Origin of the sequence: Micromonospora sp. M61 (assembly GCF_018070245.1) — a bacterium.
Taxonomy (GTDB): Bacteria; Actinomycetota; Actinomycetes; order Mycobacteriales; family Micromonosporaceae; genus Micromonospora; species Micromonospora zamorensis.
In genome coordinates this window covers 1-22,041 of the sequence record NZ_JAGPYA010000076.1, presented here as the reverse complement: position 1 = coordinate 22,041, position 22,041 = coordinate 1, and the positions used below count along the sequence as shown (strand labels likewise).

General features: G+C 72.4%; 26 protein-coding genes. 12 read left to right on the top strand and 14 right to left on the bottom strand.

Annotated elements, in window-relative coordinates; all coding sequences use genetic code 11:
• Nucleotides 1-119 precede the first annotated feature (119 nt).
• A complete protein-coding gene (locus KBX34_RS29565; RefSeq protein ID WP_099856895.1) occupies nt 120-422 on the top strand; it encodes a hypothetical protein in 303 nt (100 codons plus the stop codon).
• A 169-nt stretch (nt 423-591) separates the two neighbouring features.
• Nucleotides 592-1,674, top strand: coding sequence for an NAD-dependent epimerase/dehydratase family protein (locus KBX34_RS29560; protein WP_210928243.1), 1,083 nt, complete (start codon nt 592-594; stop codon nt 1,672-1,674).
• Nucleotides 1,675-1,818: 144 nt separating this feature from the next.
• Here the strand turns inward: KBX34_RS29560 and KBX34_RS29555 are convergent, their stop codons facing one another.
• The 7 genes from KBX34_RS29555 to KBX34_RS29525 form a co-directional block, all read right to left on the bottom strand.
• A complete protein-coding gene (locus KBX34_RS29555) occupies nt 1,819-3,003 on the bottom strand; it encodes a hypothetical protein (RefSeq protein ID WP_210928268.1) in 1,185 nt (394 codons plus the stop codon).
• Between the two features lie 172 nt (nt 3,004-3,175).
• Nucleotides 3,176-3,925, bottom strand: a complete 750-nt coding sequence (locus KBX34_RS29550; protein WP_141912282.1) for a ZIP family metal transporter — start codon at nt 3,923-3,925, stop codon at nt 3,176-3,178.
• A 54-nt stretch (nt 3,926-3,979) separates the two neighbouring features.
• Nucleotides 3,980-5,170, bottom strand: a complete 1,191-nt coding sequence (eis, locus tag KBX34_RS29545; protein ID WP_210928242.1) for an enhanced intracellular survival protein Eis — start codon at nt 5,168-5,170, stop codon at nt 3,980-3,982.
• 92 nt (nt 5,171-5,262) lie between these two features.
• Nucleotides 5,263-5,955 carry a hypothetical protein gene (locus KBX34_RS29540; RefSeq protein WP_179781707.1) on the bottom strand — a complete coding sequence of 231 codons (693 nt, stop codon included), beginning with the start codon at nt 5,953-5,955 and terminating at the stop codon, nt 5,263-5,265.
• Nucleotides 5,952-6,797 carry an ATP-binding cassette domain-containing protein gene (locus KBX34_RS29535; RefSeq protein ID WP_210928239.1) on the bottom strand — a complete coding sequence of 282 codons (846 nt, stop codon included), beginning with the start codon at nt 6,795-6,797 and terminating at the stop codon, nt 5,952-5,954. Before KBX34_RS29535 ends, KBX34_RS29540 begins: the two co-directional genes overlap by 4 nt.
• Nucleotides 6,794-7,132 (bottom strand): PadR family transcriptional regulator, encoded by a 339-nt coding sequence (locus tag KBX34_RS29530; RefSeq protein WP_099849791.1) that lies wholly within the window; start codon nt 7,130-7,132, stop codon nt 6,794-6,796. Before KBX34_RS29530 ends, KBX34_RS29535 begins: the two co-directional genes overlap by 4 nt.
• Before the next feature lie 103 nt (nt 7,133-7,235).
• Complete coding sequence (locus KBX34_RS29525) at nt 7,236-7,955, bottom strand: PP2C family serine/threonine-protein phosphatase (RefSeq protein WP_099849794.1); 720 nt, start codon at nt 7,953-7,955, stop codon at nt 7,236-7,238.
• A gap of 63 nt (nt 7,956-8,018) precedes the next feature.
• Here KBX34_RS29525 and KBX34_RS29520 point away from each other — a divergent pair, with 63 nt between their 5' ends.
• Nucleotides 8,019-9,059: a response regulator transcription factor gene (locus KBX34_RS29520; protein WP_210928238.1), complete on the top strand. Its 1,041-nt coding sequence runs from the start codon at nt 8,019-8,021 to the stop codon at nt 9,057-9,059.
• Nucleotides 9,060-9,064: 5 nt separating this feature from the next.
• On the opposite strand, the gene KBX34_RS29515 is transcribed toward KBX34_RS29520, so the two are convergent.
• On the bottom strand, nt 9,065-9,625 hold the full coding sequence (locus KBX34_RS29515) for an XRE family transcriptional regulator (protein WP_088951048.1): 561 nt from the start codon (nt 9,623-9,625) through the stop codon (nt 9,065-9,067).
• Between the two features lie 58 nt (nt 9,626-9,683).
• Here KBX34_RS29515 and KBX34_RS29510 point away from each other — a divergent pair, with 58 nt between their 5' ends.
• The gene (locus KBX34_RS29510) at nt 9,684-10,970 is read left to right on the top strand and encodes a benzoate/H(+) symporter BenE family transporter (RefSeq protein WP_210928236.1); all 1,287 of its coding nucleotides are present in this window, start codon (nt 9,684-9,686) and stop codon (nt 10,968-10,970) included.
• Nucleotides 10,971-11,037: 67 nt separating this feature from the next.
• Here KBX34_RS29510 and KBX34_RS29505 read toward each other — a convergent pair whose 3' ends face one another.
• From KBX34_RS29505 to KBX34_RS29490, 4 genes are all read right to left on the bottom strand, one after another.
• Nucleotides 11,038-11,409 (bottom strand): hypothetical protein, encoded by a 372-nt coding sequence (locus KBX34_RS29505; RefSeq protein ID WP_088951050.1) that lies wholly within the window; start codon nt 11,407-11,409, stop codon nt 11,038-11,040.
• 104 nt (nt 11,410-11,513) lie between these two features.
• The gene (locus KBX34_RS29500; protein WP_088951051.1) at nt 11,514-11,765 is read right to left on the bottom strand and encodes a hypothetical protein; all 252 of its coding nucleotides are present in this window, start codon (nt 11,763-11,765) and stop codon (nt 11,514-11,516) included.
• Between the two features lie 82 nt (nt 11,766-11,847).
• The gene (gene mscL, locus KBX34_RS29495; protein WP_088951052.1) at nt 11,848-12,309 is read right to left on the bottom strand and encodes a large conductance mechanosensitive channel protein MscL; all 462 of its coding nucleotides are present in this window, start codon (nt 12,307-12,309) and stop codon (nt 11,848-11,850) included.
• A 39-nt stretch (nt 12,310-12,348) separates the two neighbouring features.
• Complete coding sequence (locus tag KBX34_RS29490; RefSeq protein WP_210928266.1) at nt 12,349-13,029, bottom strand: FadR/GntR family transcriptional regulator; 681 nt, start codon at nt 13,027-13,029, stop codon at nt 12,349-12,351.
• Nucleotides 13,030-13,115: 86 nt separating this feature from the next.
• On the opposite strand from KBX34_RS29490, the gene KBX34_RS29485 reads away from it, so the two are divergent.
• Entirely contained in the window at nt 13,116-14,390 is a 1,275-nt protein-coding gene (locus tag KBX34_RS29485) for an MFS transporter (protein WP_210792021.1), read from the top strand.
• Nucleotides 14,391-14,401: 11 nt separating this feature from the next.
• On the opposite strand, the gene KBX34_RS29480 is transcribed toward KBX34_RS29485, so the two are convergent.
• Nucleotides 14,402-14,758, bottom strand: coding sequence for an STAS domain-containing protein (locus KBX34_RS29480; RefSeq protein WP_099849804.1), 357 nt, complete (start codon nt 14,756-14,758; stop codon nt 14,402-14,404).
• Nucleotides 14,759-14,921: 163 nt separating this feature from the next.
• Between KBX34_RS29480 and KBX34_RS29475 the strand changes: the two genes are divergently transcribed.
• The 6 genes from KBX34_RS29475 to KBX34_RS29450 are packed head-to-tail and all read left to right on the top strand — an operon-like array spanning nt 14,922 to nt 20,519.
• Complete coding sequence (locus tag KBX34_RS29475; RefSeq protein ID WP_088951055.1) at nt 14,922-15,782, top strand: STAS domain-containing protein; 861 nt, start codon at nt 14,922-14,924, stop codon at nt 15,780-15,782.
• Nucleotides 15,782-16,192 (top strand): STAS domain-containing protein, encoded by a 411-nt coding sequence (locus KBX34_RS29470; RefSeq protein WP_088951056.1) that lies wholly within the window; start codon nt 15,782-15,784, stop codon nt 16,190-16,192. The genes KBX34_RS29475 and KBX34_RS29470 overlap by 1 nt, the downstream gene beginning before the upstream one ends.
• Nucleotides 16,189-16,608, top strand: a complete 420-nt coding sequence (locus KBX34_RS29465) for an anti-sigma regulatory factor (protein ID WP_088951057.1) — start codon at nt 16,189-16,191, stop codon at nt 16,606-16,608. The genes KBX34_RS29470 and KBX34_RS29465 overlap by 4 nt, the downstream gene beginning before the upstream one ends.
• The gene (locus KBX34_RS29460; protein ID WP_374223731.1) at nt 16,596-17,618 is read left to right on the top strand and encodes a SpoIIE family protein phosphatase; all 1,023 of its coding nucleotides are present in this window, start codon (nt 16,596-16,598) and stop codon (nt 17,616-17,618) included. Before KBX34_RS29465 ends, KBX34_RS29460 begins: the two co-directional genes overlap by 13 nt.
• Nucleotides 17,615-18,976, top strand: a complete 1,362-nt coding sequence (locus KBX34_RS29455) for a sensor histidine kinase (protein WP_210792022.1) — start codon at nt 17,615-17,617, stop codon at nt 18,974-18,976. The genes KBX34_RS29460 and KBX34_RS29455 overlap by 4 nt, the downstream gene beginning before the upstream one ends.
• A 4-nt stretch (nt 18,977-18,980) precedes the next feature.
• Nucleotides 18,981-20,519, top strand: coding sequence for a SpoIIE family protein phosphatase (locus KBX34_RS29450; RefSeq protein WP_210928233.1), 1,539 nt, complete (start codon nt 18,981-18,983; stop codon nt 20,517-20,519).
• A gap of 12 nt (nt 20,520-20,531) precedes the next feature.
• Here the strand turns inward: KBX34_RS29450 and KBX34_RS29445 are convergent, their stop codons facing one another.
• On the bottom strand, nt 20,532-21,329 hold the full coding sequence (locus tag KBX34_RS29445; RefSeq protein WP_210928232.1) for an AraC family transcriptional regulator: 798 nt from the start codon (nt 21,327-21,329) through the stop codon (nt 20,532-20,534).
• Nucleotides 21,330-21,360: 31 nt separating this feature from the next.
• Between KBX34_RS29445 and KBX34_RS29440 the strand changes: the two genes are divergently transcribed.
• Nucleotides 21,361-22,032 carry a TIGR03086 family metal-binding protein gene (locus KBX34_RS29440; RefSeq protein WP_210928230.1) on the top strand — a complete coding sequence of 224 codons (672 nt, stop codon included), beginning with the start codon at nt 21,361-21,363 and terminating at the stop codon, nt 22,030-22,032.
• Nucleotides 22,033-22,041 lie beyond the last annotated feature (9 nt).

The following is a 22,041-nucleotide window of genomic DNA, read 5'->3' as shown; positions in this document are numbered from 1 at the left end:
CCGTCGATGCCTGCCGTCAGCCGGCGCTCGCCGTGCCTGATCACCACCCGGTCATCGAGAGGCCGGTGAGGTTGATCAGGCGACGCATGGGTGTGGGCGGGCGGGGAACCGGGATGGGCATGAGGGCGAGCAGCATCCCGGCCGTGGCGGCGTCGGGCGAGGAGATCGGGCCGGACGGCGTACGCCAGCCGGGTGGCGAGGTGCATGCCTGGCGGCCCGGTCAGAACCAGACCGTGTGCGGCCTCGCTCTGAGCCGGACCCGGCTGCGTCGTTTCCCGCATGTGCGCTTCGACTACTCGGGCACCGACGTGCTCACGGAGGCTGACGCGGTGGGCTGGATCTGCCCACGTTGCCTGGCCGCTACCACCGGCCGGCGGGGGACGGAGAAGCACGGCTGGGTCCGCGACTCTCCTCGCCCTTGATCGACTCGGGTTTCCGGAAGTCGGGCTGTCGTGCCCGCCGGGATACCGCGACTTTCAGGAAGCCGAGTGGATCAAGACCGCCACGCACGCCACGCACGCCGGGCGCGCCGGGCGCGCCAACCGCGTGGGTGGGCGGTTGAGCTGCTGCTGGGCGGGTACGGGGTCGGGCATGCGGATCGTGGTGGTGGGGGCTAGCGGCAACGTCGGTACGGCGCTGCTGCGGCGGCTGCGCCGGGAGCGGGGCGTGGAGCTGGCCGGGGTTGCCCGGCGGTTGCCCGGCCCGGATGCCGGCGAGCCGTACGACCAGGTGGAGTGGCACTCCTGCGACATCGGCGCGCCGGGCGCGGCGGGGCAGCTCGCCGAGGTGTTCGCCGGTGCGGACGCGGTGGTGCACCTGGCCTGGCAGATCCAGCCCAGCCACGACCAGCGGGTGCTGCGGAGGACCAACGTCGACGGCAGTCGGGCGGTGATCGACGCGGTGGTCCGGGCCGGTGTGCCGGCTCTGGTGTACGCGTCGTCGGTCGGCGTCTACGCGTCCGGCCCGAAGGACCACCCGATCAGTGAGCGGTGGCCAGCCACAGGCGTGCCCGGCTCGTCGTACAGCGAGCACAAGGCCGAGGTGGAGGGGCTGCTGGACGGGGTGGAGCGCGAACACCCGGCGTTGCGGGTGGTGCGGATGCGACCCGGGTTGATCTTCCAGCGGGCCGCGGGCACGGAGATCACCCGCTACTTTCTCGGCCCGTTGGCGCCGGTGCGGCTGCTGCGCTTCGGCCGGATCCCGCTGGTGCCGACCAACCGCCGGTTGCGGATGCAGGCGGTGCACGCCGATGACGTGGCCGATGCGTACGCCCGGGCGGTGTTGGGTGATGCGCGCGGCGCCTTCAACCTCGCCGCGGACCCCGTGCTGACCCCGGAGCTGGTGGCCCGGCACTTCCACGGTTGGACGGTGCCGGTCGCCGCACCGGTGCTGCGGGTGGCGGCGGCGCTGACCTGGCGCGCGCGGCTGCAGCCGGTCGATGCGGGCTGGGTGGAGCTGGGTCTGAACGCCCCGCTGATGTCCAGCGAGCGGGCGGAGACCGAGCTGGGCTGGCAGCCCACCATCAGCGCGCTCACGGCGCTCAAGGAACTCTTCGCGGGAATGGCCGACGGCGCCCACACGGGAAGCCCGCCGATGTCCGGCGCACGGGACCTGCCGGGCCGCCCCGCAGCCCTGCTCGAAGCCCGCCCCCCAGGCCAGGGAAACCCCTACTGACCCCAACCCGCCGGCAGGCCCGGGTGATCAAGAGATTTCGGTCAGGAAATGCGGCTCCGGTGACCGAAACCTCTTGATCACCGAGGCGGGCGCGCAGGCCGAGCCCGCGCGCAGGCGCCGGGCCGCGCCGGACCGCAGGCTGGGTCAGCTCAGTTTGGATGCCGTTACCGTCGGGTTCTGGGCACCCAGGAAGAAGATGCCGGGGAAGCCGCGGGTCTCGAACTTGCCGCTGGGGTTGCGGCGCAGGGTCGAGTTTTCGATCTTCATCGTGCCGGTGCGGTTGTTGCTCACGAAGAAGACCGCACCGCCGCCCTCGTTGGCCTTGTTGTTCTCGATGATCGTGCCGGCGATCCGTACGGTGAAGTCGTTGCCGTCGCAGTAGATCGCGCCACCGCTGCCGCCGCCCGGCGTGCCGGACTTGGCCGGGTTGGCGCCGCTGCCGATCGCCTCGTTGTGGCTGAGCACGCTGTTGAGCACCACCCAGGACACACCGATGCTGCTCAGCGCGCCCCCGTTGGAGCAGGAACCGCCGCCGAAGGTGCTGCCCACCACGTACACCGGCTTGTTCTCATGCTGGCTGAGCACCCGGATGGCCGCGCCGCCCAGGTCGGGGCCGGTGCGGTCGCAGCGGTTGCGGACGAAGCGCGAGTTGACCACCTTGAACCGCCCACCGCGGACGAAGATCGCCCCACCGCCGCCGCCCTCGGCCTTGTCGCCGGTGGAGTTGCCGTCGGCGAACGTCAGGTTCTGCACGGTGAGCTGCGGGTGGTCCTGGTTCTGGCAGTGCGAGGTGGTGAAGCCCTGGGCCTCGTCGCAGGTGTTCATGTAGAGGATGCGGCGCTGGCCCTGGCCGCTCAGCGTGACAGTGCCGCCGCCGTCCAGCACTACCTTCGGCCCGTTGGCGTTGCGGACCTTCGCGGTGGCGGTCATCTTGATCGTCACCGGGGCCGGCCCGCAGTTGAACGTGATGACACCGCCGGCCGCGACGGCCTTCACGACCGCGGCGGAGGTGCAGCTCGCCGGGGTGCCGGTGCCGACGGTCCGGGTCGGCTTCGAGGTGTCCACCGCCCGGGCCTCCGCCGGCACGCTGGCCCTGCCGTTCGGGTTGCCGGCCGCGAGGACCTTCTCGGCGGGCTTCGGGCTCGCGCTGGCCCCTGGGCCACCGAGGCCGTCGCGGGCCTCCGGCGCTTCGCCCTGGCCGGCGGTCGGCAGGGCTGTCGGCGAAGCGGACGAGCCGGCCTCGAAGGCGGGGGCCGGATCGTTGGGCGCGCAGGCGGGCAGGGTTGCGGCGGCGACACCGAGGACGACCAGAGCGGCAAGCGACGTCATGCGCACCCCGTGATGCTAGGAGCCGCGACGGCATCACGACGAATCTGCCGGGCCGGTTTAATGCACCGCTAAGCCACGCGCCCACCGTCGCCGCCCACCGCCCACCGCCGCCGCCCGCCTGCAGACCGCCGCGCCGCCCGCCCTCGCGCCGCTCGTGGCGTGTGTCCGGTGGTCAGCTGTGGGACAGGGCGAACGCGGTCAGGAAGCCGGCGACCGTGACCAGACCGACGAGCAGGTGCGCGTCCTCGAACGCCTCGGGGACCATGGTGTCGGTGATCATCGCGAGGATCGCGCCGGCGGCCAGTGCGGTGATCCCGGCCAGCACCTCCGGCGGGGCGCCACCCAGCAACGTGTTGCCGAGCAGCGCCGCCACCCCGCTGATCAGGGCGATCCCGGTCCAGAGCAGGAAGACGTACCGCCGGGTCCGGCCGGCCTGACGCATGCCGGCCGCGCTGGACAGGCCCTCCGGCACATTGCTGAGGAAGACCGCGGCGACCGTGACCAGGCTGACCGTGCCACCACTGAGCAGGCTCGCGCCGATCACCACCGATTCCGGTATGCCGTCGAGCAGCGCGCCCACGGCGATCGCCGACCCGGAGCCGGGCTGCTCGTTCTCGGAGGGCTGCTGGTCGCCGGACCGCTTCCGGTGCCGGGCGCCGTGCCGGGCGAGAGCCACGTTGGCCAGTGTGTAGACGACCGCTCCGCCGGCAGCGCCGAGCGCGGTGGGCAGCAGACCGCCCTGCTCGTGTGCCTCGGCGATCAACTCGAACGACACGGCGGAGAGCAGCACCCCCGCCCCGAACGCCATGATCGACGCGGTGACGCGCTGCGGCACCCGGGCGAACCAGCCGACCGCCGCCCCGACCAGCAGAGCCGACCCGGCCAGCAGCCCCCACCCACCCGCCTGTAACCACTCCGGCATTCGCGGGACCCTACCCACGCCCGCCGGGGCGACAAACCCGGTCGTGAGGAAGGCTCAGAAGTCGGCGAAGAGATACGGCACCCGACGGGGGAAGATGCCGCGCAGCTCCGCGGCGGCGTCCACCGGCACCTCACCCAGACCGCGCAACGGCAGCTCGGCCGGGTCCAGCACCCCGTACGCGAGGGCGGAGAGCCCGGCCGCGGTGAGGGTGGCGGTCGGCGTGCGGTCGGCGGTGTCGCCGACCAGCTCCAGCGCGCCGGTCGTGCCGTCCAGCAGGTGCGTGCCGGCGAGCCATCGGTCCCCGGTCAGCTCGACCCGTACCCGGCCGGGGCCGGCGGGCAGCCCACGCAACGCGTCCAGCGACAGCAGCCTGGCCATCGGAGCCGACGCACCCGGCACTGCCGTCCGCGCCTCGACGTGCACGTCCAGGTCGGTCAGCCACAGCTCCGGCAACTCGTCGGGCGGGACCTGGACGGTGATCCGGTCGATCTGGTCGACGTGCCGGGCGAAGAACTGCAACAGCAGCGCCCGCGCGAGCGGGTCGGCGACCAGCAGCTCGTTGCCGTGCAACGTGCCGCCGTGCTCGTCGATCCGGTACGTCACCGCGCCGGTGACCTCGCCGGCCACCCGGGCGGTGATCAGCCAGTATTCGTCCCGGTCGCGCATCCCGACCGCCCGGTAGTCCGGGAAGATCGAGAAGCCGTGTCGTTCCTGGAGGTTGCGCTCGGTGAAGGCCCGCCACGCCGGATAGCCGGCGGCGATGCGTTCCCAACTCACCTCGCCGGGCAGGTCCACCCGGAGCAGTGACCCCAGGTTGGCCGGGGTGAAGGTGACCCGGCGCGGCTTGGGCAGCCCCGTGTAGCCGAACCGGGCGTAGAAGCTGGGACGGAACGGATAGAGCGCGCTGAGCGAGTGCCCCTCGTCGCGCATCTCGTCGAGGAGTTGGTGCAGCAGCGTCCGGACGTGCCCCTGCCGGCGGGCCAGCGGGTGGGTCGCCACCCCGGCGACACCGGCCATCGGCAGCACCACCCCGCGCAGGTTCTGCCGCATCGGAATGGCCGACACGGCGGCCAGTGTTGCGCCGCTCTCCTCGGCGATCAGCGTCCGGTTGCCCTCCTGGTAGGGCAGGTAGTCGCGGAACTCGTCGATCCGGGCCGCACTGAGCGGCGAGGACTCGAAGGCGTACGCGGCCAGCGGGAAGCTGGTGGTGAGACGGTCGTCGGCGGTCACCCGGCGGATGGTCATTCGCCCATCTCAGCCTGCCGTACAGGTCGCAGCAACCCGATTGGCGGGATCCGTGCCACCGGCACGGCGCTCGACGCCGGCCGGCACACCGGTCATCCGACCGGCAGGTGCCGCAGGTGCCGGCGGCGGCGCAGGCGGACGCTGACCACGGCGGCCACACCGACGACCAGCAGGACGGTCACCGCGAGCCCGTGCAGCACGCCACGCGAGAGGTAGCCCTGGTCGGTGTGGTCCACCGCCCAGGTGGCGATCTCCCGGGTCGACCAGAACGGCGTCAACTTCGCCCCGGACCCGGCCGGGTCGATCAACATCTGCACCGTGACCACGGTGAGCAGCAGCAGCGTCCCCTCCATCTCGCGGGGCAGCAGCGCGCCGATCAGCATCCCGAACGGCGCCGCCACCGCGACGGAGCAGAGCAGCGCGGCGGCCAGGCCGCCGTACCGCAGGTCCGCGCCGTCGATCATGGGGAGCAGGAAGAACGGCACGGAGATGACCAGCCCCACCGTCCACAGGCCCAGCACCCGACCGAGGTAGAGGTGATGTGGACGGTAGCCGGCCAGCCGCAGCCTCGGCTCCAACTCGCGAGCCGCTGTGGTGGCGAACAGCGCGGCGGTGCTCACCGCCCAACCCACGCCGAGGAGCAGCGACCGGACCGACTGCCCGAGGTAGGCGTCCCGCCGGATCAGGTAGAAGGTCAACGGCATCAACAACAACAGCAGGAGTACGCCCCGACGCCGCAGCAGCTCCCGCAGTGTCATCTCGGCGACGGTCAGGAGCCGGTTCACGGGTGGCCTCCCTGGACGCCGGGGGCGTGCCACCCGGCTTCCTGTGCAGGTGTCAGGTCGAGCACGATGTCCACCCGGTCGAGTTGGTTGAGCAGGTGGGTCACCACGACGATCGCCGCGCCGCCGTCGCGCAGTCGGCTGAGCTGGTCCCAGAAGTTGACGTAGGTGCCCTGGTCGAAGCCCTGGTACGGCTCGTCGAGCAGCAGCACGTCCGGGGCGCTGAGCGTGGACATGGTCAGGTTGAGCTTCTGCCGGGTGCCGCCGGACAGGTGGCGGGCCTGCACGTCCCCGCCCGCCTCCCAACCGAGCTGGCGTGCTGCGGACCGGCCGGCCCGGCGGGCGGGACCCCGGGCCACGCCCTGACCGGCACCGACCAGCACGAAGTGCTCGTCGGGGAGCAGGAAGTCGGCGGTGCCGCCGGACTGTGGGCAGTAGCCGAGCCGCCCGGAGACGGTCACCTCACCGGCGTCGGGTGAGATCAGTCCGGCGCAGATCCGCAGGAAGGTGCTCTTGCCGCAGCCGTTCGCGCCGATGACGGCGGCGATCTGTCCGGCCCGGACGGTCAGCGTGGCGTCGTGCAGCACCGTTCGCCGCCCGTACCGCTTGGTGATGCCCGCCGCGTGCAGCCGCACCGGCCCGGGGCGCGGTCCGGGCGCGGTGCCGATGCTCTCCACGACGGCGCCCGCGTACTGCTGGGGTGGACCGAAGACGACCCAGGGGTCGCCACCACCCTCGCGTAGGTGGGTGGCCGCCTCGGCGACCACGTGCCGGGCGGCGTCCGCCGCGACCCGGCGCTGGTGCAGCTCGGCCGTGAGCGTTCGCAGCCAATCGTCGGCGTTCACCGGGTGACCCCCTTCGTGACGATGTCGTTCACCGGCTGGACGAAGGTGAGCCAGGCGCTGCCGCCCGCGCGGAGTGCCGCGTACCCGTCGTCGGTGAGCCGGTAGTACTTGCGGGCCGGCCCGGCGCTGCCCTCCCGCCACTGCGCGGTCACCAGGCCGGTCTTCTGCAGGCGCAGCAGCACGGGATAGAGCGTGCCGCCCTGGATGGGCCCGACGCCCGCGGCGTCGAGCGCCTGGGCGAGCTGGTAGCCGTAGGACTCGCCCTCGGACAGCAGGGCCAGCACGCAGATGTCGAGCACCCCCCGCAGCCACTGCCCGCGCCGGTCGGAATCCACGCGTCGGACAGTAGCGGCGCAACCTAGATGGCACAACTACCTACTGGGTCGACCGGATCCGGTCCGGCCGGTTCCGCGAAACCGTCGAACAGGTCCGGCGAGGTCAGCGGGCGACGACGTCGGAGACGACGACTGTCACGTTGTCCGGTGCGCCGGCGTGGTGCGCGAGCTTCACCAACTGCTCACCGCACTGCTGGCGGTCGGCGTACATGCCCAGCGCCGCCGCGATGGCCTCGTCCTCGACATAGTCGGAGAGCCCGTCGCTGCACAGCAGCAGTCGGTCGCCGGGGACCACTGTGAGCACCCCGATCGCCGGTGGAGTGTCGGCACCCTGCACGGCCCGGGTCACCAGGGACCGCTGCGGGTGGTGGCGGGCCTGGTCGGGGGAGAGCGTGCCCTGGTCGACCAGCGCCTGCACGAAGGTGTCGTCCCGGGTGAGCTGGGTCAGCTCCGCGTCGCGCAGCAGGTAGCAGCGGGAGTCGCCGACCTGGGCCAGCACCAGCGTCTCCCCGGCCAGCAGCGCCGCGGTGAGCGTCGTGCCCATCCCGTCACGGGTCGGGTCGACGGTGATGGCGGCGTGGATGCGCTGGTTGGCGGTGCTGACCACGGCACGCAGGGCGTCGGCGGCGGCGTCGGGCTCGGTGGGCGGGGCCAGCTCGTCCAGGATCCGGATCACGATCTCGCTCGCCACCTCGCCCGCGGGCAGCCCGCCCATGCCGTCGGCGACGGCGATCAGGCGGTCACCGGCGAGGGCGGAGTCCTCGTTGTTGGTGCGCACCAAGCCGATGTCGTTGAGGATGACCGAGCGGAGGATCAGCGTCATGGGGTCAAGCTTGCCAAGAAGACCCTGCCTTCGTCTCTACGCACTACTGCGTAGGGTTGAGAAATGATGCCGGTGTCCATGGTCGGACGCGCCGGCGAGCTCGCCGAGCTCGACCGCGCGTGGTCCGTCGTGTCGGCGGCCAGCCGCTCGGCGCCGACCGTCGCGGTGATCACCGGCGTGGCGGGAGTGGGCAAGAGTCTGCTGGTCGCCGCCGCTGTGGACGCCCTCACGCCTCGTCCCGCGATGATCCTCTCCGGGGCCGCCCGGGTGCACGGCCCGGCCCCGTACGACTGGTTGGCCGCCGTGCTCACCGGGCGCGACACCGGTCGACTCGCCCTGCCGTCGGACGCGCTGGCGTGGTTGGCCCAGCAGCCCACCGCACCCCGGGAGCGGTACGCGCCCGGCACCCTGCTGCGACTCGCCGTGCGTACCGTCCAGTTGTTGGTCGGCGCCGGCCCGGCCGTTCTCGTGGTGGAGGACCTGCACGCGCTCGACCCGGCCAGCGTCAACCTGATCGGCGAACTGGCCACCGTGGCCGAGCTGCCCGCCCTGCTGGTGGTGGCCAGCCGGCCGGCCGCCGACGCGGTGGCGCCGGAGCTGACCCGTCGTGCGCTCGCCCGGCTCAGTGGGGTCCGGGGAGCCGTCCGTCAGCACCTCGGCCCGCTGCGCCAGGCCGAGGTCGCCGAGGTCCTCACCCAGGTGTACGAGGGCTGCGACCCGTCCGACCGGCTGGTCGCCTCGCTGTGGCGGTGCACCGGCGGCAACCCGTACGCGCTGACCGAGTTGCTGGCCGCGCACGCCGGAGACGGGCCTGAGGCGTTGCTCAGGCGACTGCCCGAGCCGCGCCCACCGGTCGAACCGATGGCGACGGTCGACCCGGTGGCGGCGATCGACCCGGAGTTGACCGCCCGGGAGGTCGAGGTGCTGGGCTGCCTGGTCGACGGGATGTCGAACAAGCAGGTCGCGAAGGCGCTCGGCATCTCGGTGCGCACGGTCACCGTGCACGTGTCGAACCTGTTGCGCAAGACCGGCTCGGCGTCGCGGACCGAGGTGGCGCTCTGGGCGGTACGCCGCCGGCCGCCGGTGCCCGCCCCTGTGGACTGAGGCGGTCAGCGGCGCGGATAGCGCAGCAGCAGGCTGGCGGCGACCTCCTCGTCACCCACCGCCGCGTACGTGTGCGGCACGTCCGACACCCAGCGGAGGTGACCACCGGCCGAGGCGGTCAGCGGCGCGTCGGCCGGGCCTGCGCGCAGCACCCCGGCGAAGACGGTGACGTGTTCGGTGACGCCTGCCTGGTGGGCGGGGGAGAGCTGCCCGGGCCCGGGTGCGACCCGCATCCGGTACAGCTCGTAGGTCGCGTCGGTGTCGGTGAAGACCTCCAGCAGCGTGGCGCTGACCGCGGTGCCGTGCACTGTGGGCTCGTCGGACGGCTCGGCCAGCACACCGGTCAGCGGTACGCCGAGTTGCACGGTGACCGCCCAGAGCGTCTCCAGGGTCGGGTTGCGGGTGCCGTGCTCCAGGCCGGAGAGGGTGGCCTTCCCGACGCCGGCGAGTCGGGCGAGTGCGGACAGCGAGATCCCCCGCTCCTCGCGCAGCGCGCGGACCCGGCGACCGACGACGGCGGGGTCGACATCGAGGTTCGGGCGACGGGCTGGTGGTGGGTGCGGCACCCGGCTATCGTCCTACACGCTGTCGTTCCGTAAACGGAACGGCCGGGGGAGGGTGGGGATGGCCGGACGTGTGCAACCGGTGCTGGCCGGCGTGGTCACCGCGCTGGTCGGCTTCGCCAGCTCGTTCACCGTCGTGCTGGCCGGGCTCCGTGCGGCCGGCGCGTCGGACGCGCAGGCCGCCTCCGGTCTGCTGGCCCTCTGCGTGGCGTGCGGGCTCGCCGCCGCCTGGCTGGGCTGGCGACACCGGATACCGATGAGCGTGGCCTGGTCCACGCCAGGTGCCGCGCTGCTGGTCGCGACCGGGCCGCCCCTGGGCGGATGGCCGGTCGCGGTGGGCGCCTTCCTCGTCTCCGGTGCGTTGATCGTCGCGGCCGGGCTGTTCCCACCACTCGGCCGCGCGGTGGCCGCCATCCCCAAGCCGGTGGCCGGCGCGATGCTCGCCGGGGTGCTGTTGCCGCTGTGCACCGCCCCGGTCCGCGCGCTGGTCGAGCTGCCCCTGGTGGCCGGGCCGGTGGTGGTCGGCTGGCTGCTCCTGCACCGGTTCGCCCGCCGCTGGGCGGTGCCCGGCGCGCTGGTCGTGGCGGTGGCGGCGATCGCGCTGACCACCCCGCCGGCCGGTCTGACCGGTGCCGCGCTGGTCCCGTCGGTCACGCTGACCGCGCCGGCCTGGAACGTGTCCGCGCTGGTCGGCCTGGCCCTCCCGCTGTTCCTGGTCACCATGGCCGCGCAGAACGTACCCGGCATGGCCGTGCTGGTCGGCTACGGCTACCGGCCGCCGTTCGGCGCCGCGTTGCGGGCCACCGGCCTGGCCAGCCTGCTCGCCGCCCCGGCCGGTGGGCACGCCGTGAACCTCGCGGCGATCACCGCCGCGCTCGCCGCCGGCCCCGACGCGCACCCCGACCCGGAGCGCCGGTGGGTCGCCTCGGTCACCGCCGGCGTCGGGTTGGCCCTGCTCGGGTTGGGTGCCGGCGTGGGCACCGCACTGGTCGCGGTCGCCCCACCCATCCTCATCGAGGCGGTCGCCGGGCTGGCCCTGCTGGGCGCCCTCGCGACCGCGCTCGCCTCGGCGGTGACCGACCCGGAGACCAGGGAGGCCGCAGTGGTCACCTTCGTGGTGACCGCCTCCGGGGTGACGCTGATCGGTGTGGGCGGCGCGTTCTGGGGTTTGGTCGCGGGCTGCCTGATGCTGCTGCTCTTCCGCCGCCGCCCGCCCGCCGACGGGCCGGACCAGCCCGGCCCCGCTGCGCCGGAGCAGCCCGCCTCCGCTGCGCTGGGGCAACCCGCGCTCGCAGCGCCGGACCAGCCCGCGTTCGCTGCGCCGGAAAGATCCACTCGGGGTTCATGAAATCGGGGTGTCCTAAGGCTCCGGACGCCCCGATTTCCTTGAACCCGAGTCGATCAGGGTGGTGCGGCTACTCCTCTGGCGGCAGGTCGGCCACACCCACGGCGAGGAGGACCCGGCCGTCGGCCACCGACCCGATCCGGTCGGCCGGCACGTACACCGCGCCCGTGCGGGTCAACTCGGTCGAGACCTTCAGGTAGCCGCTGTGCAGCAGCCGCGCCGCCAGGTCGGCCGGGACGTCCGGCTCCTCGACGGCGGTCGCCTCGATCAGCTCGTCCAGGCTGCTGCCCGGGTCGGCGGTCGATGTCTGGACGGTCACCGCGTTGGGGTCGCCCCGCTGGACGAGGTCCACGGTCCCGACCTCGGTGCCGGCTGAGTCGATCACCGGCATCCCGGTGGTGATCCGCGAGATGGTCGCCTGCTGCTCGTCCTGCTGGTCCATCCCACCGCGGTTCCCAGGGCGATACGCCGCTAAACGCCGTCACCGCCCGACCCGCCGCCAGGTCCTGCGGCGGTGGCGGGGGACGACGGACCGCGGCCGGTTGCTCAGCTGTTCGGGAGGGTCCAACTGCCCGGCGGGCGTGGAGACAGCTCCCGCCAGGTGTCCGGGCCGTCGAGAAGCGCCCGGACGGTGTCCTCGGCCTCGTCCGCACTGCCGTACTCGTAGAACCGGGAGATGCCCTCCGCGCCGCCGGCCCGCTGCTCGACGTGCCACCGGTCGGCGTCCACCCGCAGGAAGACGTCCCGCCGGGCCAGCCGCCCCCACTTCCCGTTCCACCAGTGCTTTCGCTGCTCCATGGCGGGACTCTATCGAACACACGTACGAGAAGATGCGGCCCCTGCGGGAATCCCGCAGGGGCCGATGTGCATCTCGTTCAGGTCAGCGCGGTGCCGGGGGTTCGGTCCGGCGGCCCAGCACGTCGTCCAGTGCCCCGCGCTGCTGGCCGGGGGTGGTGTGACCGGCGGAGACCAGCGCGTCCCGGATCTCGGTGAGCAGCTTGACCTCCTCGCTCGGCGCCGCCGGCGGCGGCTCCTCGCCCCGCTGCCGACGCTCGGCAAGCTTGTTCATGGGGAACACCACGAAGAAGTAGAGCACCGCGGCGGTGAGCAGGAACGTGATCAGGGCGTTGATGAACCCCGCCCAGTCCATGTAGTTGCCCTTGGTGATCTCCCACCTCCCGGCCGACAGGCCAGTGCCCCCGCCGAGTGCCTTGATCAGTGGTTCGAGGAACGACTTGGTGAGCTGGGTGACCACGCCGGTGAACGCGGCACCGATCACGATGCCGACCGCCAGGTCGACGACGTTGCCGCGCATGATGAAGTCTTTGAAGCCCTTGAGCATTCGTACTCCTGAAGTGTCCGCTTTTCTGTCCGGCACAACCTATGCCCGTTCGGCGGGTTCCAGAAAAGCGCCGGCTTCGAGCGCGGCCCGGCTGGGATCGCCGGCCCGGATCGCCTCGACCAGTCGGGTGTGGTCGACGTAGCGCTCGGGGGTGAGCGCGCCTCCCATCGCCTCGGCGACCGTGCTCCGCAGGGCGGTGCCGACCGAGGCGTACAGCTCGGCGAGCATGGCGTTGTGCGCGGCGGCGACCACCGCCGTGTGCAGCGCCGCGTCGGCCTCGACGAACGCGTCGACCCGGCCGCCGTGCCAGGCGGCCTCGCGCTCGGCGAGCGCGCCGTCGAGCGCCGCCAGGTCCTCCGGTGTACGCCTCAGCGCGGCGAGCCGGGCGGCCTCCACCTCGAAGGCCCGGCGCACCTCGATGACCTCGGTCATCCGGTCGTCGCCGAGGCGGCGGGCCACCACGGGTGCCAGCTCGTCGGTGGACACCACGTACGTGCCGGAGCCCTGCCGGCACTCCAGCACCCCGGCGTGCACCAGGGCTCGGACCGCCTCGCGGACCGTGTTGCGCCCCACGCCCAGCGCGGCGACGAGCTGTGGCTCGGTGGGGATGCGCCCGCCGACCGGCCACTCACCGCCCAGGATCCGGGCGCGGAGCTGCTCGGTCGTCTGCCGGACGCGGTGGCCGCGAGGCGGCACGGCGGGCTGGCCGTGGGGCGGCACCGGCGGGGCGGAGGGGAAATCAACCGACGGTGGCACTGGTTACATCACCGGTCCCAAATTCATCCCATGATTGTAGGTTAGAGGCCATGACCCCGCCACCAACCGCCGCTCCGGCGCCGCCCGCTCCCGTCACCGCCCGCCCGACGCGGGACCCGGACACGGGTCGACGGACGCACCCGGCGACCGGTGGCGCGCTCGTGCTGGTCGGGATGCTGCTGGTCGCGCTCAACCTGCGGGCCGTGGTGACGAGCCTCGGCGCGCTGCTCGACGAGGTCCGCGACGGGCTGGGCCTCTCCGGCGCCACCGCCGGTCTGGTCACCACCCTGCCGACCATCGCGTTCGCCGGCCTCGGCGCGCTCACCCCGTGGCTGGTCCGCCGGGTGGCGCCGGCCCGGGTGCTGGTGGTCGCCATGCTCGCCCTCGCCGTCGGTCAGGTGCTCCGGGTCATCACCGACTCGACCTTGGTGTTCGTGCTCACCAGCGCGCTCGCGCTGTCCGGCATCGCGGTCGCCAACATCCTGCTGCCGATGCTCGTCAAGCAGCACTTCCCGCACCGCACCGGCCTGGTCACCGGCGCGTACACGATGGCGTTGACAGTGGGCACGACGGTGGCCGCCGCCTCCGCGGTGCCGATCGCGCACGCCTTCGGGTCGTGGCGGGCCGGGCTCGGCGTCTGGGCCGCGATGGCCGCGGTGGCCGTACTCCCGTGGGTGCCGCTGGCGCTGCGAACCCGGGCGGGCGCGCGGCGGGCGACCCCGACGGCGGTCGCCGCAGCGCCGGTGCGGGTTCGGCCGGCGCGCACCCGGCTCGGCTGGGCGATGGCCGTCTACTTCGGGGCGCAGTCGCTCAGCGGGTACGCGATCATGGGCTGGCTGGCCCAGTTGTTCCGCGACGCCGGCTACCAGCCGGAGTCGGCCGGGCTGCTGCTCGCCGGGGTGACAGCGCTCGGCGTGCCGATCGCGCTGGTGATGCCCACCCTGGCCGGCCGACTGGGGAGCCTCCGCCCGCTGGTGCTCGGGCTGACCACCGCGTCGACGCTGGCCTACCTGGGTCTGGCCCTCGCGCCGAACCGCGCCGCGCTGCTCTGGGTCGCCCTGCTGGCGATCGGGCAGGGCGCGTTCCCGATGATCCTGACCGCCATCGGTCTACGTGCCCGCACCGCCGAGGGCACCGTCGCGCTCTCCGCGTTCGCGCAGAGCACCGGGTACGTGATCGCCGCTCTCGGCCCGCTGATGGTCGGCATCCTCTACGAGGTGACCGGGGGCTGGACCGCGCCGATCGGGTTCCTGCTGGGCGCACTCGCCGTGCAGACCATGGCGGGCCTGGCGATCGCTCGTCCCCGCTACGTCGAGGACGAGTGAGACCGCAACGGTCAGGAGGAAGCCGACGTCGGTTCGCCGGCGACTGCCTCATCCACCGTGGGGTAGGTGTGCAGCACCTCGACCAGCCCGCTCACCTCGAGGATGCGCAGCACCCCGCGCTGTGGTGCGGCCAGCCGGACCACGCCGCCAGCCTCGTCGCAGCTGTTCTTGGCGCGGACGAAGACCGACAACCCGGTCGAGTCGCAGAACGAGACGTCCGCCAGGTCGAACACCAGCCGGCTACGGCCCTTGTCGAGCAGGTCGGTGATCTGGTCCTGAAGCTGCGGTGCGGTGGCCATGTCCAGCTCGCCCGCCACCGACACGACGACCACGTCGCCGCGCTGTTCCGTGTGCACCGTCAAGGACATTCGCCAGACCTCCTGTTATCGGGGGAACGGTATCCCACGACCGGGGTCGTACGCAGAACGGGAGGCGGGATCCGGTGGCCGTCGTCATTCCGTTGCTACGGGGCAAGTAGTTGATCAGGCCCCGGTGATAGAGTCCGCCCGGTCCAGGTCAAGGGGGTTCCAAATGGCGTTGAGCACCGAAGAAAGTCGCCGTCTCGCCGCGCTGCTCAGCGGGCAGGCAGAACGGGTCACGACTCGGTGGACCGAGATCGTCACCAGTTCGTTGCGCGGCCGGCTGAGCCAGGCCGAGTTGCGCCGTCAGGTCCAGGATCTGCACAACGCCATCGTCGCCACCGGCGAGCAGGGTGACATCGACCTGACCGGCGAGAACGCGGCCGAGTTGCGGGCCGCGCTCTCCGAGCTGTCCCGTGGTCGGGCCCGGCAGGGCTTCTCGGCCACCGAGACCACGATCAGCATCTTCGCGCTCAAGGACGTGCTGGCCGAGCTGGTGCAGGAGGCCGGCGGACCCACCGCGCTGCACGACTTCGTCGCCTTCTCCAAGCTGGTCGACGAGATGGGCCTGTTCACCTTCGAGAGCTTCGTCCGCACCCGGGAGAGCCTGATCGCCGACCAGGCCGAGCAGCTGCTCGAGCTCTCCACGCCGGTGGTCAAGCTCTGGGAAGGCGTGGTCGCCGTCCCGCTGGTCGGCACCCTGGACTCGGCCCGGGCCCAGGTGGTGATGGAGCGGCTGCTCCAGACCCTGGTCGACACCGGCTCCCCGTACGCGATCATCGACATCACCGGCGTCCCGGCGGTGGACACCCAGGTCGCCCAGCACATCCTGAAGACAGTGGTGGCCGCCCGGCTGATGGGTGCCGACTGCATCATCTCCGGCATCCGCCCGCAGATCGCGCAGACCATCGTCGCGCTCGGCATCGAGTTCGGCGACATCGCCACCAAGGCGAGCCTCGCCGACGCGCTGCGTCACGTGCTGCGGCTCAGCGGGGTGGAAACCGCCCGTCGCCAGCCGCGTCGGGGCGTCTGATGGAGCGCGTTCCGATCCTCAAGATCGGCGACATCCTGCTCGTCTCGATCCAACTGGACATGTCCGACCAGACGGCCGTCCAGCTCCAGGAGGATCTCGCCGAGCGGATCGTGGACACCGGCTGCCACGGCGTCATCATCGACATCACCGCGCTGGATATCGTCGACTCCTTCGTCGGGCGCATGCTCTCCACCATCGCCTCGATCTCCAAGGTGCTCGACGCGGAGACGGTGGTGGTCGGGATGCGCCCAGCCGTCGCCATCACCCTTGTCGAACTGGGGCTGTCGCTGAACGGCATCCGTACCGCGCTGAACGTCGAGCGCGGCATGGAACTGATCGCGGCCGCCCACGCCGACGAGCTCGATGACCAGCTCGACGACGATCCGGACGCCGAGACGGCTACGACGTGACCGCGGACATCGACCTGGGCCACCCGCAGGCGCAGGCGATCCAGAGCGATGAGGACGTGGTGCGCGTCCGGCAGTTGGTTCGCGCCGTTGCGGTGGCCGTCAAGCTGTCCCTCGTCGACCAGACCAAGGTGGTCACCGCGGCGAGCGAGTTGGCCCGCAACACCTTGGTGTACGGCGGTGGCGGCTCGGTCGAGGTGACGACCGTGGACAACGGCCGACGCAAGGGCGTCCGGATCGTCTTCGCCGACTCCGGGCCCGGCATCGCCGACCTGAATCTGGCCATGACCGACGGCTACACCAGCGGCGGAGGGCTCGGCCTCGGGCTGAGCGGGTCCCGCCGGCTGGTCGACGAGTTCGAGATCGAGACCTCTCCGGAAACCGGCACGCGGATCACGGTCACCAAGTGGTCCCGGTGAACGCCGAGGCGGTTACCGACAGTGGCATCTGGTTCCGGGTGGAGGCCAGCAGTGCGGCGAGCGCCGTCCGGCGCGCCGCCGAGCGCCTCGGTGCGCAGGTCGAAATGGGTGCGGCGCGCATCGCCGACCTGGCCATCGTCGCCGCCGAGCTGACCAGCAACCTGGTCAAGCACGCCGACGAGGGCGTGCTGCTGCTCCGGCCGGTGCGCCGCGCCGGGCAGGCCGGTGTGGAACTGATCGCCATCGACTCCGGGCCCGGCATGGCCGACCTGACCGTCTCGTCCCAGGACGGGCACTCCACCACCGGCACCCTCGGCATCGGTCTGGGTGCCATCGTGCGGCAGGCCAGCTGGTTCGACGGATATTCGCTGCCCGGCAAGGGCACCGTCCTCGCCGTGCAGGTCTGGCCGGCGGAGCCGGCCCAGCCGTCCTGGGCCGGCGCCCTCACCCGGCCACTGACCGGCGAGACGGTAAGCGGCGACGGTTACGCCGTCCGGATCGCCGATGGACGGCACCAGGTGCTGGTCAGCGACGGGCTCGGGCATGGCCCGCTGGCCGCTGCCGCCACCGACGCGGCACTGGCCGCGTTCCGGGACGCCCCGGCCGGCCCGCCGGCGGTGGTGGTCGGTCACCTGCACCGAAGCATGTCGCACACCCGTGGCGCGGCGCTCGCAGTCGCCGAGCTGGCGCCGACGGCCGGTGTGCTGCGCTACGCCGGCCTGGGCAACATTTCCGGCGTCGTAGTCGAGGGCGACGGTCACCGGCGAGGGCTGGTGTCGCTGCCCGGCATCGCCGGTCACCAGCGGCCGACGATCCGGGAGTACGACTACCCACTCGCTCCGGGTGCCCGGCTGGTGATGCACAGCGACGGGGTGGTCGACCGTTGGCGGTTGGCCGACTACCCGGGCCTGGCGGAGCGATCCCCGCTGGTCATGGCGGCGACCCTCCTGCGCGACGCGGGTGTGCGACGTGACGACGCCTGCGTACTGGTCGCGAGGTCCTGGACATGACCGGCGAGCCGGCCGCGCTGCCGCTGTTGCAGATGGCGCTGCGGGTCGAGCAGGACATCTTCGTGATCCGCCAGCGGGGCCGCGAGGTGGCGGCGGTGGTCGGTCTGGAACACCAGGACCAGGTTCGGATCGCCACCGCGCTCAGCGAGGTCGCCCGGGACCTGTTGCGGACGACCGGCGGCGCGGACATCTCCTTCCACATCGACGCGGGCGTCGACGGCCGGTTCCACCTGCGCGCCGACCTGGCCCCGGTGGCTCCGCTGCCGGACGGCCGCTACCAGCCGCAGTCCGGCGCGGTGTCCCGACTGGTCGACACGTTGAGCGTGTCGACCGTCGGTGGGGTTACGGTCGTGAGGATGTCCCGACGAGTTCCGGCCAGCGCGCCGACGCCAACCCCGGAGCGGCTCGCCGAGTTCCGCGCCGAACTCGGTCGTACCGCGCCGGGCAGTGCGCTGGACGAGTTGACAGTGCAGAACGGGCAGCTCATCGCCGCCCTCGACGAGGTGCGCAGCCAGCGCGACGAGCTGGCCGTCCTCAACGAGGAGCTGGCCGAGACCAACCGGGGTGTGCTGGCGCTCTACAACCAGCTCACCGAGGAGTTGGAGGAGACCAACCGCGGTGTCGTCGCCCTCTACGCCGAGCTGGACGAGAAGTCGGCCCAGCTCCGTGCGGCGAGCGAGTCGAAGAGCCGGTTCCTCGCCAACGTGAGCCACGAGCTGCGCGCACCGGTCACCGCGATCATCGGGTTGGGGCGGCTGCTCACCGACTCCGCTTCCGATCCGCTCACCGACGAGCAGGGCCGCCAGGTCGATCTGATCCGCTCGTCGGCGGCGGATCTGCTCAATCTGGTCAACGAGTTGCTGGACCTGGCCAAGGCGGAGTCCGGCCGGATCGAGCCGGCCCTGACGGACGTCGACCTGCGGTCGGTCTTCGGTCAACTGCGCGGCACGATGCGTGCGCTCGCCACCCGTCCGGAGGTCGAGCTGGTGGTTGAGGAGCCGTCCGCGCCGAGCCTGCTGCGCACCGACGAGGTGCTGCTCGGCCAGGTGCTGCGCAACCTGCTGCACAACGGGTTGAAGTTCACCGAGCGCGGTGAGGTGCGGCTGCGGGCCCGCCAGCACGGCGAGCGTTGGACCTTCGAGGTCACCGACACCGGGCCGGGCATCGCCCCCGAACTGCACGACCGGATCTTCGAGGAGTTCTACCAGGTGCCGGGCGCCACCCGGGTCGGCGGCACCGGCCTCGGCCTGCCGTACGCCCGGCGGTTGGTGACACTGCTCGGCGGGACGCTGGAGCTGACCAGCGAGCCGGGCCGGGGCAGCACATTCACCGTCTCCCTGCCCACCGGCGGGGCGTGACAGCATGGACGGCATGCCGGCAACCATCCTGGTCGTCGACGACAGTCGTACCAAGCGTTACCTGCTGGTCAGCTGGCTGACCCGGGCCGGGTTCACTGTGCTGGAGGCCGAGAACGGCGCCGAGGCGCTGGCTCGGGTCGAGGTGGACCGCATCGACCTGGTCGTCCTCGACGTCCGATTGCCGGACCTGAGCGGGTTCGAGGTCTGCGAACAGATCAAGATCCGGCATCCGGCGATGCCGGTGATCCACGTGTCGGCGCACGCCGTGGACGTGGCCGACCGTGCCCAGGGGCTGACCCGGGGTGCCGACGCGTACCTGACCGAGCCGATCGAGCCGGAAGAGCTGATCGCCACCACGCGGGCGGTCCTGCGCTACTACCAGGCCCGGCAGCGCGCCGAGCTGCTCGCCGAGCGGCTGCTCGGGCTGGCCGACACGACAGTGGCGGTGCACGCCGCACCAACCTTCGCGCGTCTGCTGGAGGCCGCCGCCGAGGGCGCCGCGCAGATCTTCAAGAGCCCGGCGGCGGTGATCGCCGAGACCTTCGACGGTGACTGCATCGCGGGGATCTGCGCCGGCCCCGGCTCGGTGGCCACTGTGGTTCCGTGGGTTGTCGACGACACCGGGGTGCCGACCGGCGCCACGGTCCGGGTGCAGACCCCGGAGAGCTGGGCGCTGGTCGAGTGGCCGACGGACGACACGGTGACAGTCGCCGCCGCCCGGCTGCGCGAGGACCGGGCCCCGCTGTACGTGGTGGTCCCGACCGCCACCCAGACCGCTCGGACCCCGGTGCTCAAGCAGCTCGCCCAGGCGGTGGCGGCGGCCGTGGAGGGGCAGCGCTCGTTCGACGAGGAGCACCGGATCGCGGTCACCCTCCAACGCAGCCTGCTCCCGCGCGGCCTGCCCACCGTCGCCGGACTGGACCTCGCGGTGCGCTACGAGCCGGCCAGCGCACAGACCGAGGTGGGCGGCGACTTCTACGAACTGGTGATGCTCGACGGGCACCTGCTGCTGGCGATCGGAGACGTGGCCGGCCACTCTTTGCACGCGGCGACCGTGATGGCCGAGCTGCGGCACGCGGTGCGGGCGTACGCGGTCGAGGGGCACCAGCCCGGCGAGATCCTGCACCGGGTCAACGAGCTGATGCGGACCCTGCTGCCCAACGAGATCGCCACACTCTGCGTGCTGCTGCTGCACCCACCGACCGGGCGGGTCCGGCTGGCCAGCGCCGGGCATCTTCCGCCAGTGCTCAGCATGGACGGCAAGGTCGAGTTCGTGCAGCACTCCGCGCCGCTGCTCGGCGTCCGCGCACCTCGCCCGGACGACCTGGAGTTCGTGGTGCCGGCCGGGGCCACGCTGGTGTTCTACACCGACGGGCTGATCGAGCGGCGGGACGCGACCATCGACGAGGGGCTGGCAGCGCTCGCCGGGGTCTGTGCCACCGTCGACGACGACCTGGACCGCTTCTGCGCCCGGCTGCTGGTGGAGTTGGCCCCACCGGAGATCCAGGACGACGTCGCCGTGGTCGTCCTGCGCCGCCGCTGAGCCGGTGCGGCCTCAGTGCACCGAGCGGGCGTACGCGGCGGGTGACACCCCGGCCACGGCGGTGAAGTCGCGAACCAGGTGGGCCTGGTCGCTGTAACCGAGGTCGGCGGCGAGGGCCGCCCATTTCAGTGGGCCACCGGCGGCCTGCTCGACAGCCTCCTGGAGCCGGTAGCGGCGGATCACCCACTTCGGCCCGACCCCCACGTGCTCCAGGAAGAGTCGCTGCAACCGGCGGACCGGAAGGTCGTGCCGTGCCGCGAAGTCGTCGACCCGCAGCACCGTCCGGTCGGTGCGGATCGCCTCGGCCAGCCGGATGGCCTCGTCGGCCATCGGGTCCGGCGTTGGGTCCCACGCGGTGAGCAGGGCGTCGAGGGCGCGGCAACGCTCGTCGTCAGATGCCGCGCACACCGGGAAGTCGGGGCGTGCCAGCCGGCCCGTGGGAAGTGGCACCCGGCGGCCGGTCAGCTCGCTGATCGGCTGGCGCCAGAACGCGTGGAAGCCACCGGGACGGAACTGCACCCCGCCCACCCGGCCGGTGCCGGTCAGCGTGATCCGGAACAGGTCGCGGCCCACCCCGGCCACCTCGCCGGACTCGGGCCCGTCGCCGTCCCGCCGGAACACCACGTTGACCGCCGGGTGCGGCACGACCCGCTGCTCGAACGGTGTGCTCAACTCCCAGTCGATCAACCAGTAGTGCTCGACCCACCCGCGTAGCGGCTCCGCCGGCAGGTGCCGACGGAAGCGCACCTCGCGCAGCATCCGCCCGGGGTCGAGAATCCCCCGGCTGTCGCCACGCGGTCGCTGTCGCATTTGTTCAAGACCACCCTCATACGCTGGCCCTATGACCACTCAGACTAGCGACCTGCTGGCGGCTGCCGCGCCGCGAACCGCCGACGTGGTGCGTGGCATCGCCGACGACCAGTTCGATCTGCCCACCCCGTGCCGCGACTACGTGGTCCGTGATCTGCTCAACCACCTCTTCGAGGTGGTGGTCAACTTTCAGGAGTTGGCAGTGAAGCGGCCGGTGGAGTGGGCCGAGAAGCCCGACCACCTGGGCGACGGCTGGCGGGACCGGTTCGAGGCGGAGACGGGTCGCCTGGTCGCCGCCTGGTCGGACCCGTCCACCCTGGAGGGTGTGTCACCGGGCATGGGCATGCCGCAGACCGTCATCGGCGGCATGGCCCTGCTGGACCTGACCGTGCACGGCTGGGACCTCGCCGTCGCCACCGGCCAGCCCTACCAGCCGGCCCCGGAGGCAGTCGCCGAGCTGCACGGGTTGGTCGAGCAGTTGGGCCCCACCGCCCGCAAGATGGGCGTCTTCGCCGATCCACTGCCCACCCCAACCCCCACCCCCGACCTGGCCCCGACGCCCGACCTGGCCCACCTCCTGACCCAGACCGGCAGGCCGAGCACCACCGCGGCCACCGCTGCGGGCGACGGCAGCACATCGGTCGGCAGGGCCAGTCGACCTTGCGCGTCCGGTCGGTGCAGCACCTCGCGGCCGACCAGGTAGGCACCCAGC

Excerpts from the sequence above, each read along its gene's own strand:
- KBX34_RS29565 (WP_099856895.1), top strand. The coding sequence starts at position 120 with ATGAGGGCGAGCAGCATCCCGGCCGTGGCGGCGTCGGGCGAGGAGATC.
- KBX34_RS29560 (WP_210928243.1), top strand. The coding sequence starts at position 592 with ATGCGGATCGTGGTGGTGGGGGCTAGCGGCAACGTCGGTACGGCGCTG.
- KBX34_RS29555 (WP_210928268.1), bottom strand. The coding sequence starts at position 3,003 with ATGACGTCGCTTGCCGCTCTGGTCGTCCTCGGTGTCGCCGCCGCAACC.
- KBX34_RS29550 (WP_141912282.1), bottom strand. The coding sequence starts at position 3,925 with ATGCCGGAGTGGTTACAGGCGGGTGGGTGGGGGCTGCTGGCCGGGTCG.
- eis (WP_210928242.1), bottom strand. The coding sequence starts at position 5,170 with ATGACCATCCGCCGGGTGACCGCCGACGACCGTCTCACCACCAGCTTC.
- KBX34_RS29525 (WP_099849794.1), bottom strand. The coding sequence starts at position 7,955 with ATGACGCTGATCCTCCGCTCGGTCATCCTCAACGACATCGGCTTGGTG.
- KBX34_RS29520 (WP_210928238.1), top strand. The coding sequence starts at position 8,019 with ATGATGCCGGTGTCCATGGTCGGACGCGCCGGCGAGCTCGCCGAGCTC.
- KBX34_RS29510 (WP_210928236.1), top strand. The coding sequence starts at position 9,684 with ATGGCCGGACGTGTGCAACCGGTGCTGGCCGGCGTGGTCACCGCGCTG.
- KBX34_RS29505 (WP_088951050.1), bottom strand. The coding sequence starts at position 11,409 with ATGGACCAGCAGGACGAGCAGCAGGCGACCATCTCGCGGATCACCACC.
- KBX34_RS29500 (WP_088951051.1), bottom strand. The coding sequence starts at position 11,765 with ATGGAGCAGCGAAAGCACTGGTGGAACGGGAAGTGGGGGCGGCTGGCC.
- mscL (WP_088951052.1), bottom strand. The coding sequence starts at position 12,309 with ATGCTCAAGGGCTTCAAAGACTTCATCATGCGCGGCAACGTCGTCGAC.
- KBX34_RS29485 (WP_210792021.1), top strand. The coding sequence starts at position 13,116 with ATGACCCCGCCACCAACCGCCGCTCCGGCGCCGCCCGCTCCCGTCACC.
- KBX34_RS29480 (WP_099849804.1), bottom strand. The coding sequence starts at position 14,758 with ATGTCCTTGACGGTGCACACGGAACAGCGCGGCGACGTGGTCGTCGTG.
- KBX34_RS29475 (WP_088951055.1), top strand. The coding sequence starts at position 14,922 with ATGGCGTTGAGCACCGAAGAAAGTCGCCGTCTCGCCGCGCTGCTCAGC.
- KBX34_RS29470 (WP_088951056.1), top strand. The coding sequence starts at position 15,782 with ATGGAGCGCGTTCCGATCCTCAAGATCGGCGACATCCTGCTCGTCTCG.
- KBX34_RS29455 (WP_210792022.1), top strand. The coding sequence starts at position 17,615 with ATGACCGGCGAGCCGGCCGCGCTGCCGCTGTTGCAGATGGCGCTGCGG.
- KBX34_RS29450 (WP_210928233.1), top strand. The coding sequence starts at position 18,981 with ATGGACGGCATGCCGGCAACCATCCTGGTCGTCGACGACAGTCGTACC.
- KBX34_RS29445 (WP_210928232.1), bottom strand. The coding sequence starts at position 21,329 with ATGCGACAGCGACCGCGTGGCGACAGCCGGGGGATTCTCGACCCCGGG.
- KBX34_RS29440 (WP_210928230.1), top strand. The coding sequence starts at position 21,361 with ATGACCACTCAGACTAGCGACCTGCTGGCGGCTGCCGCGCCGCGAACC.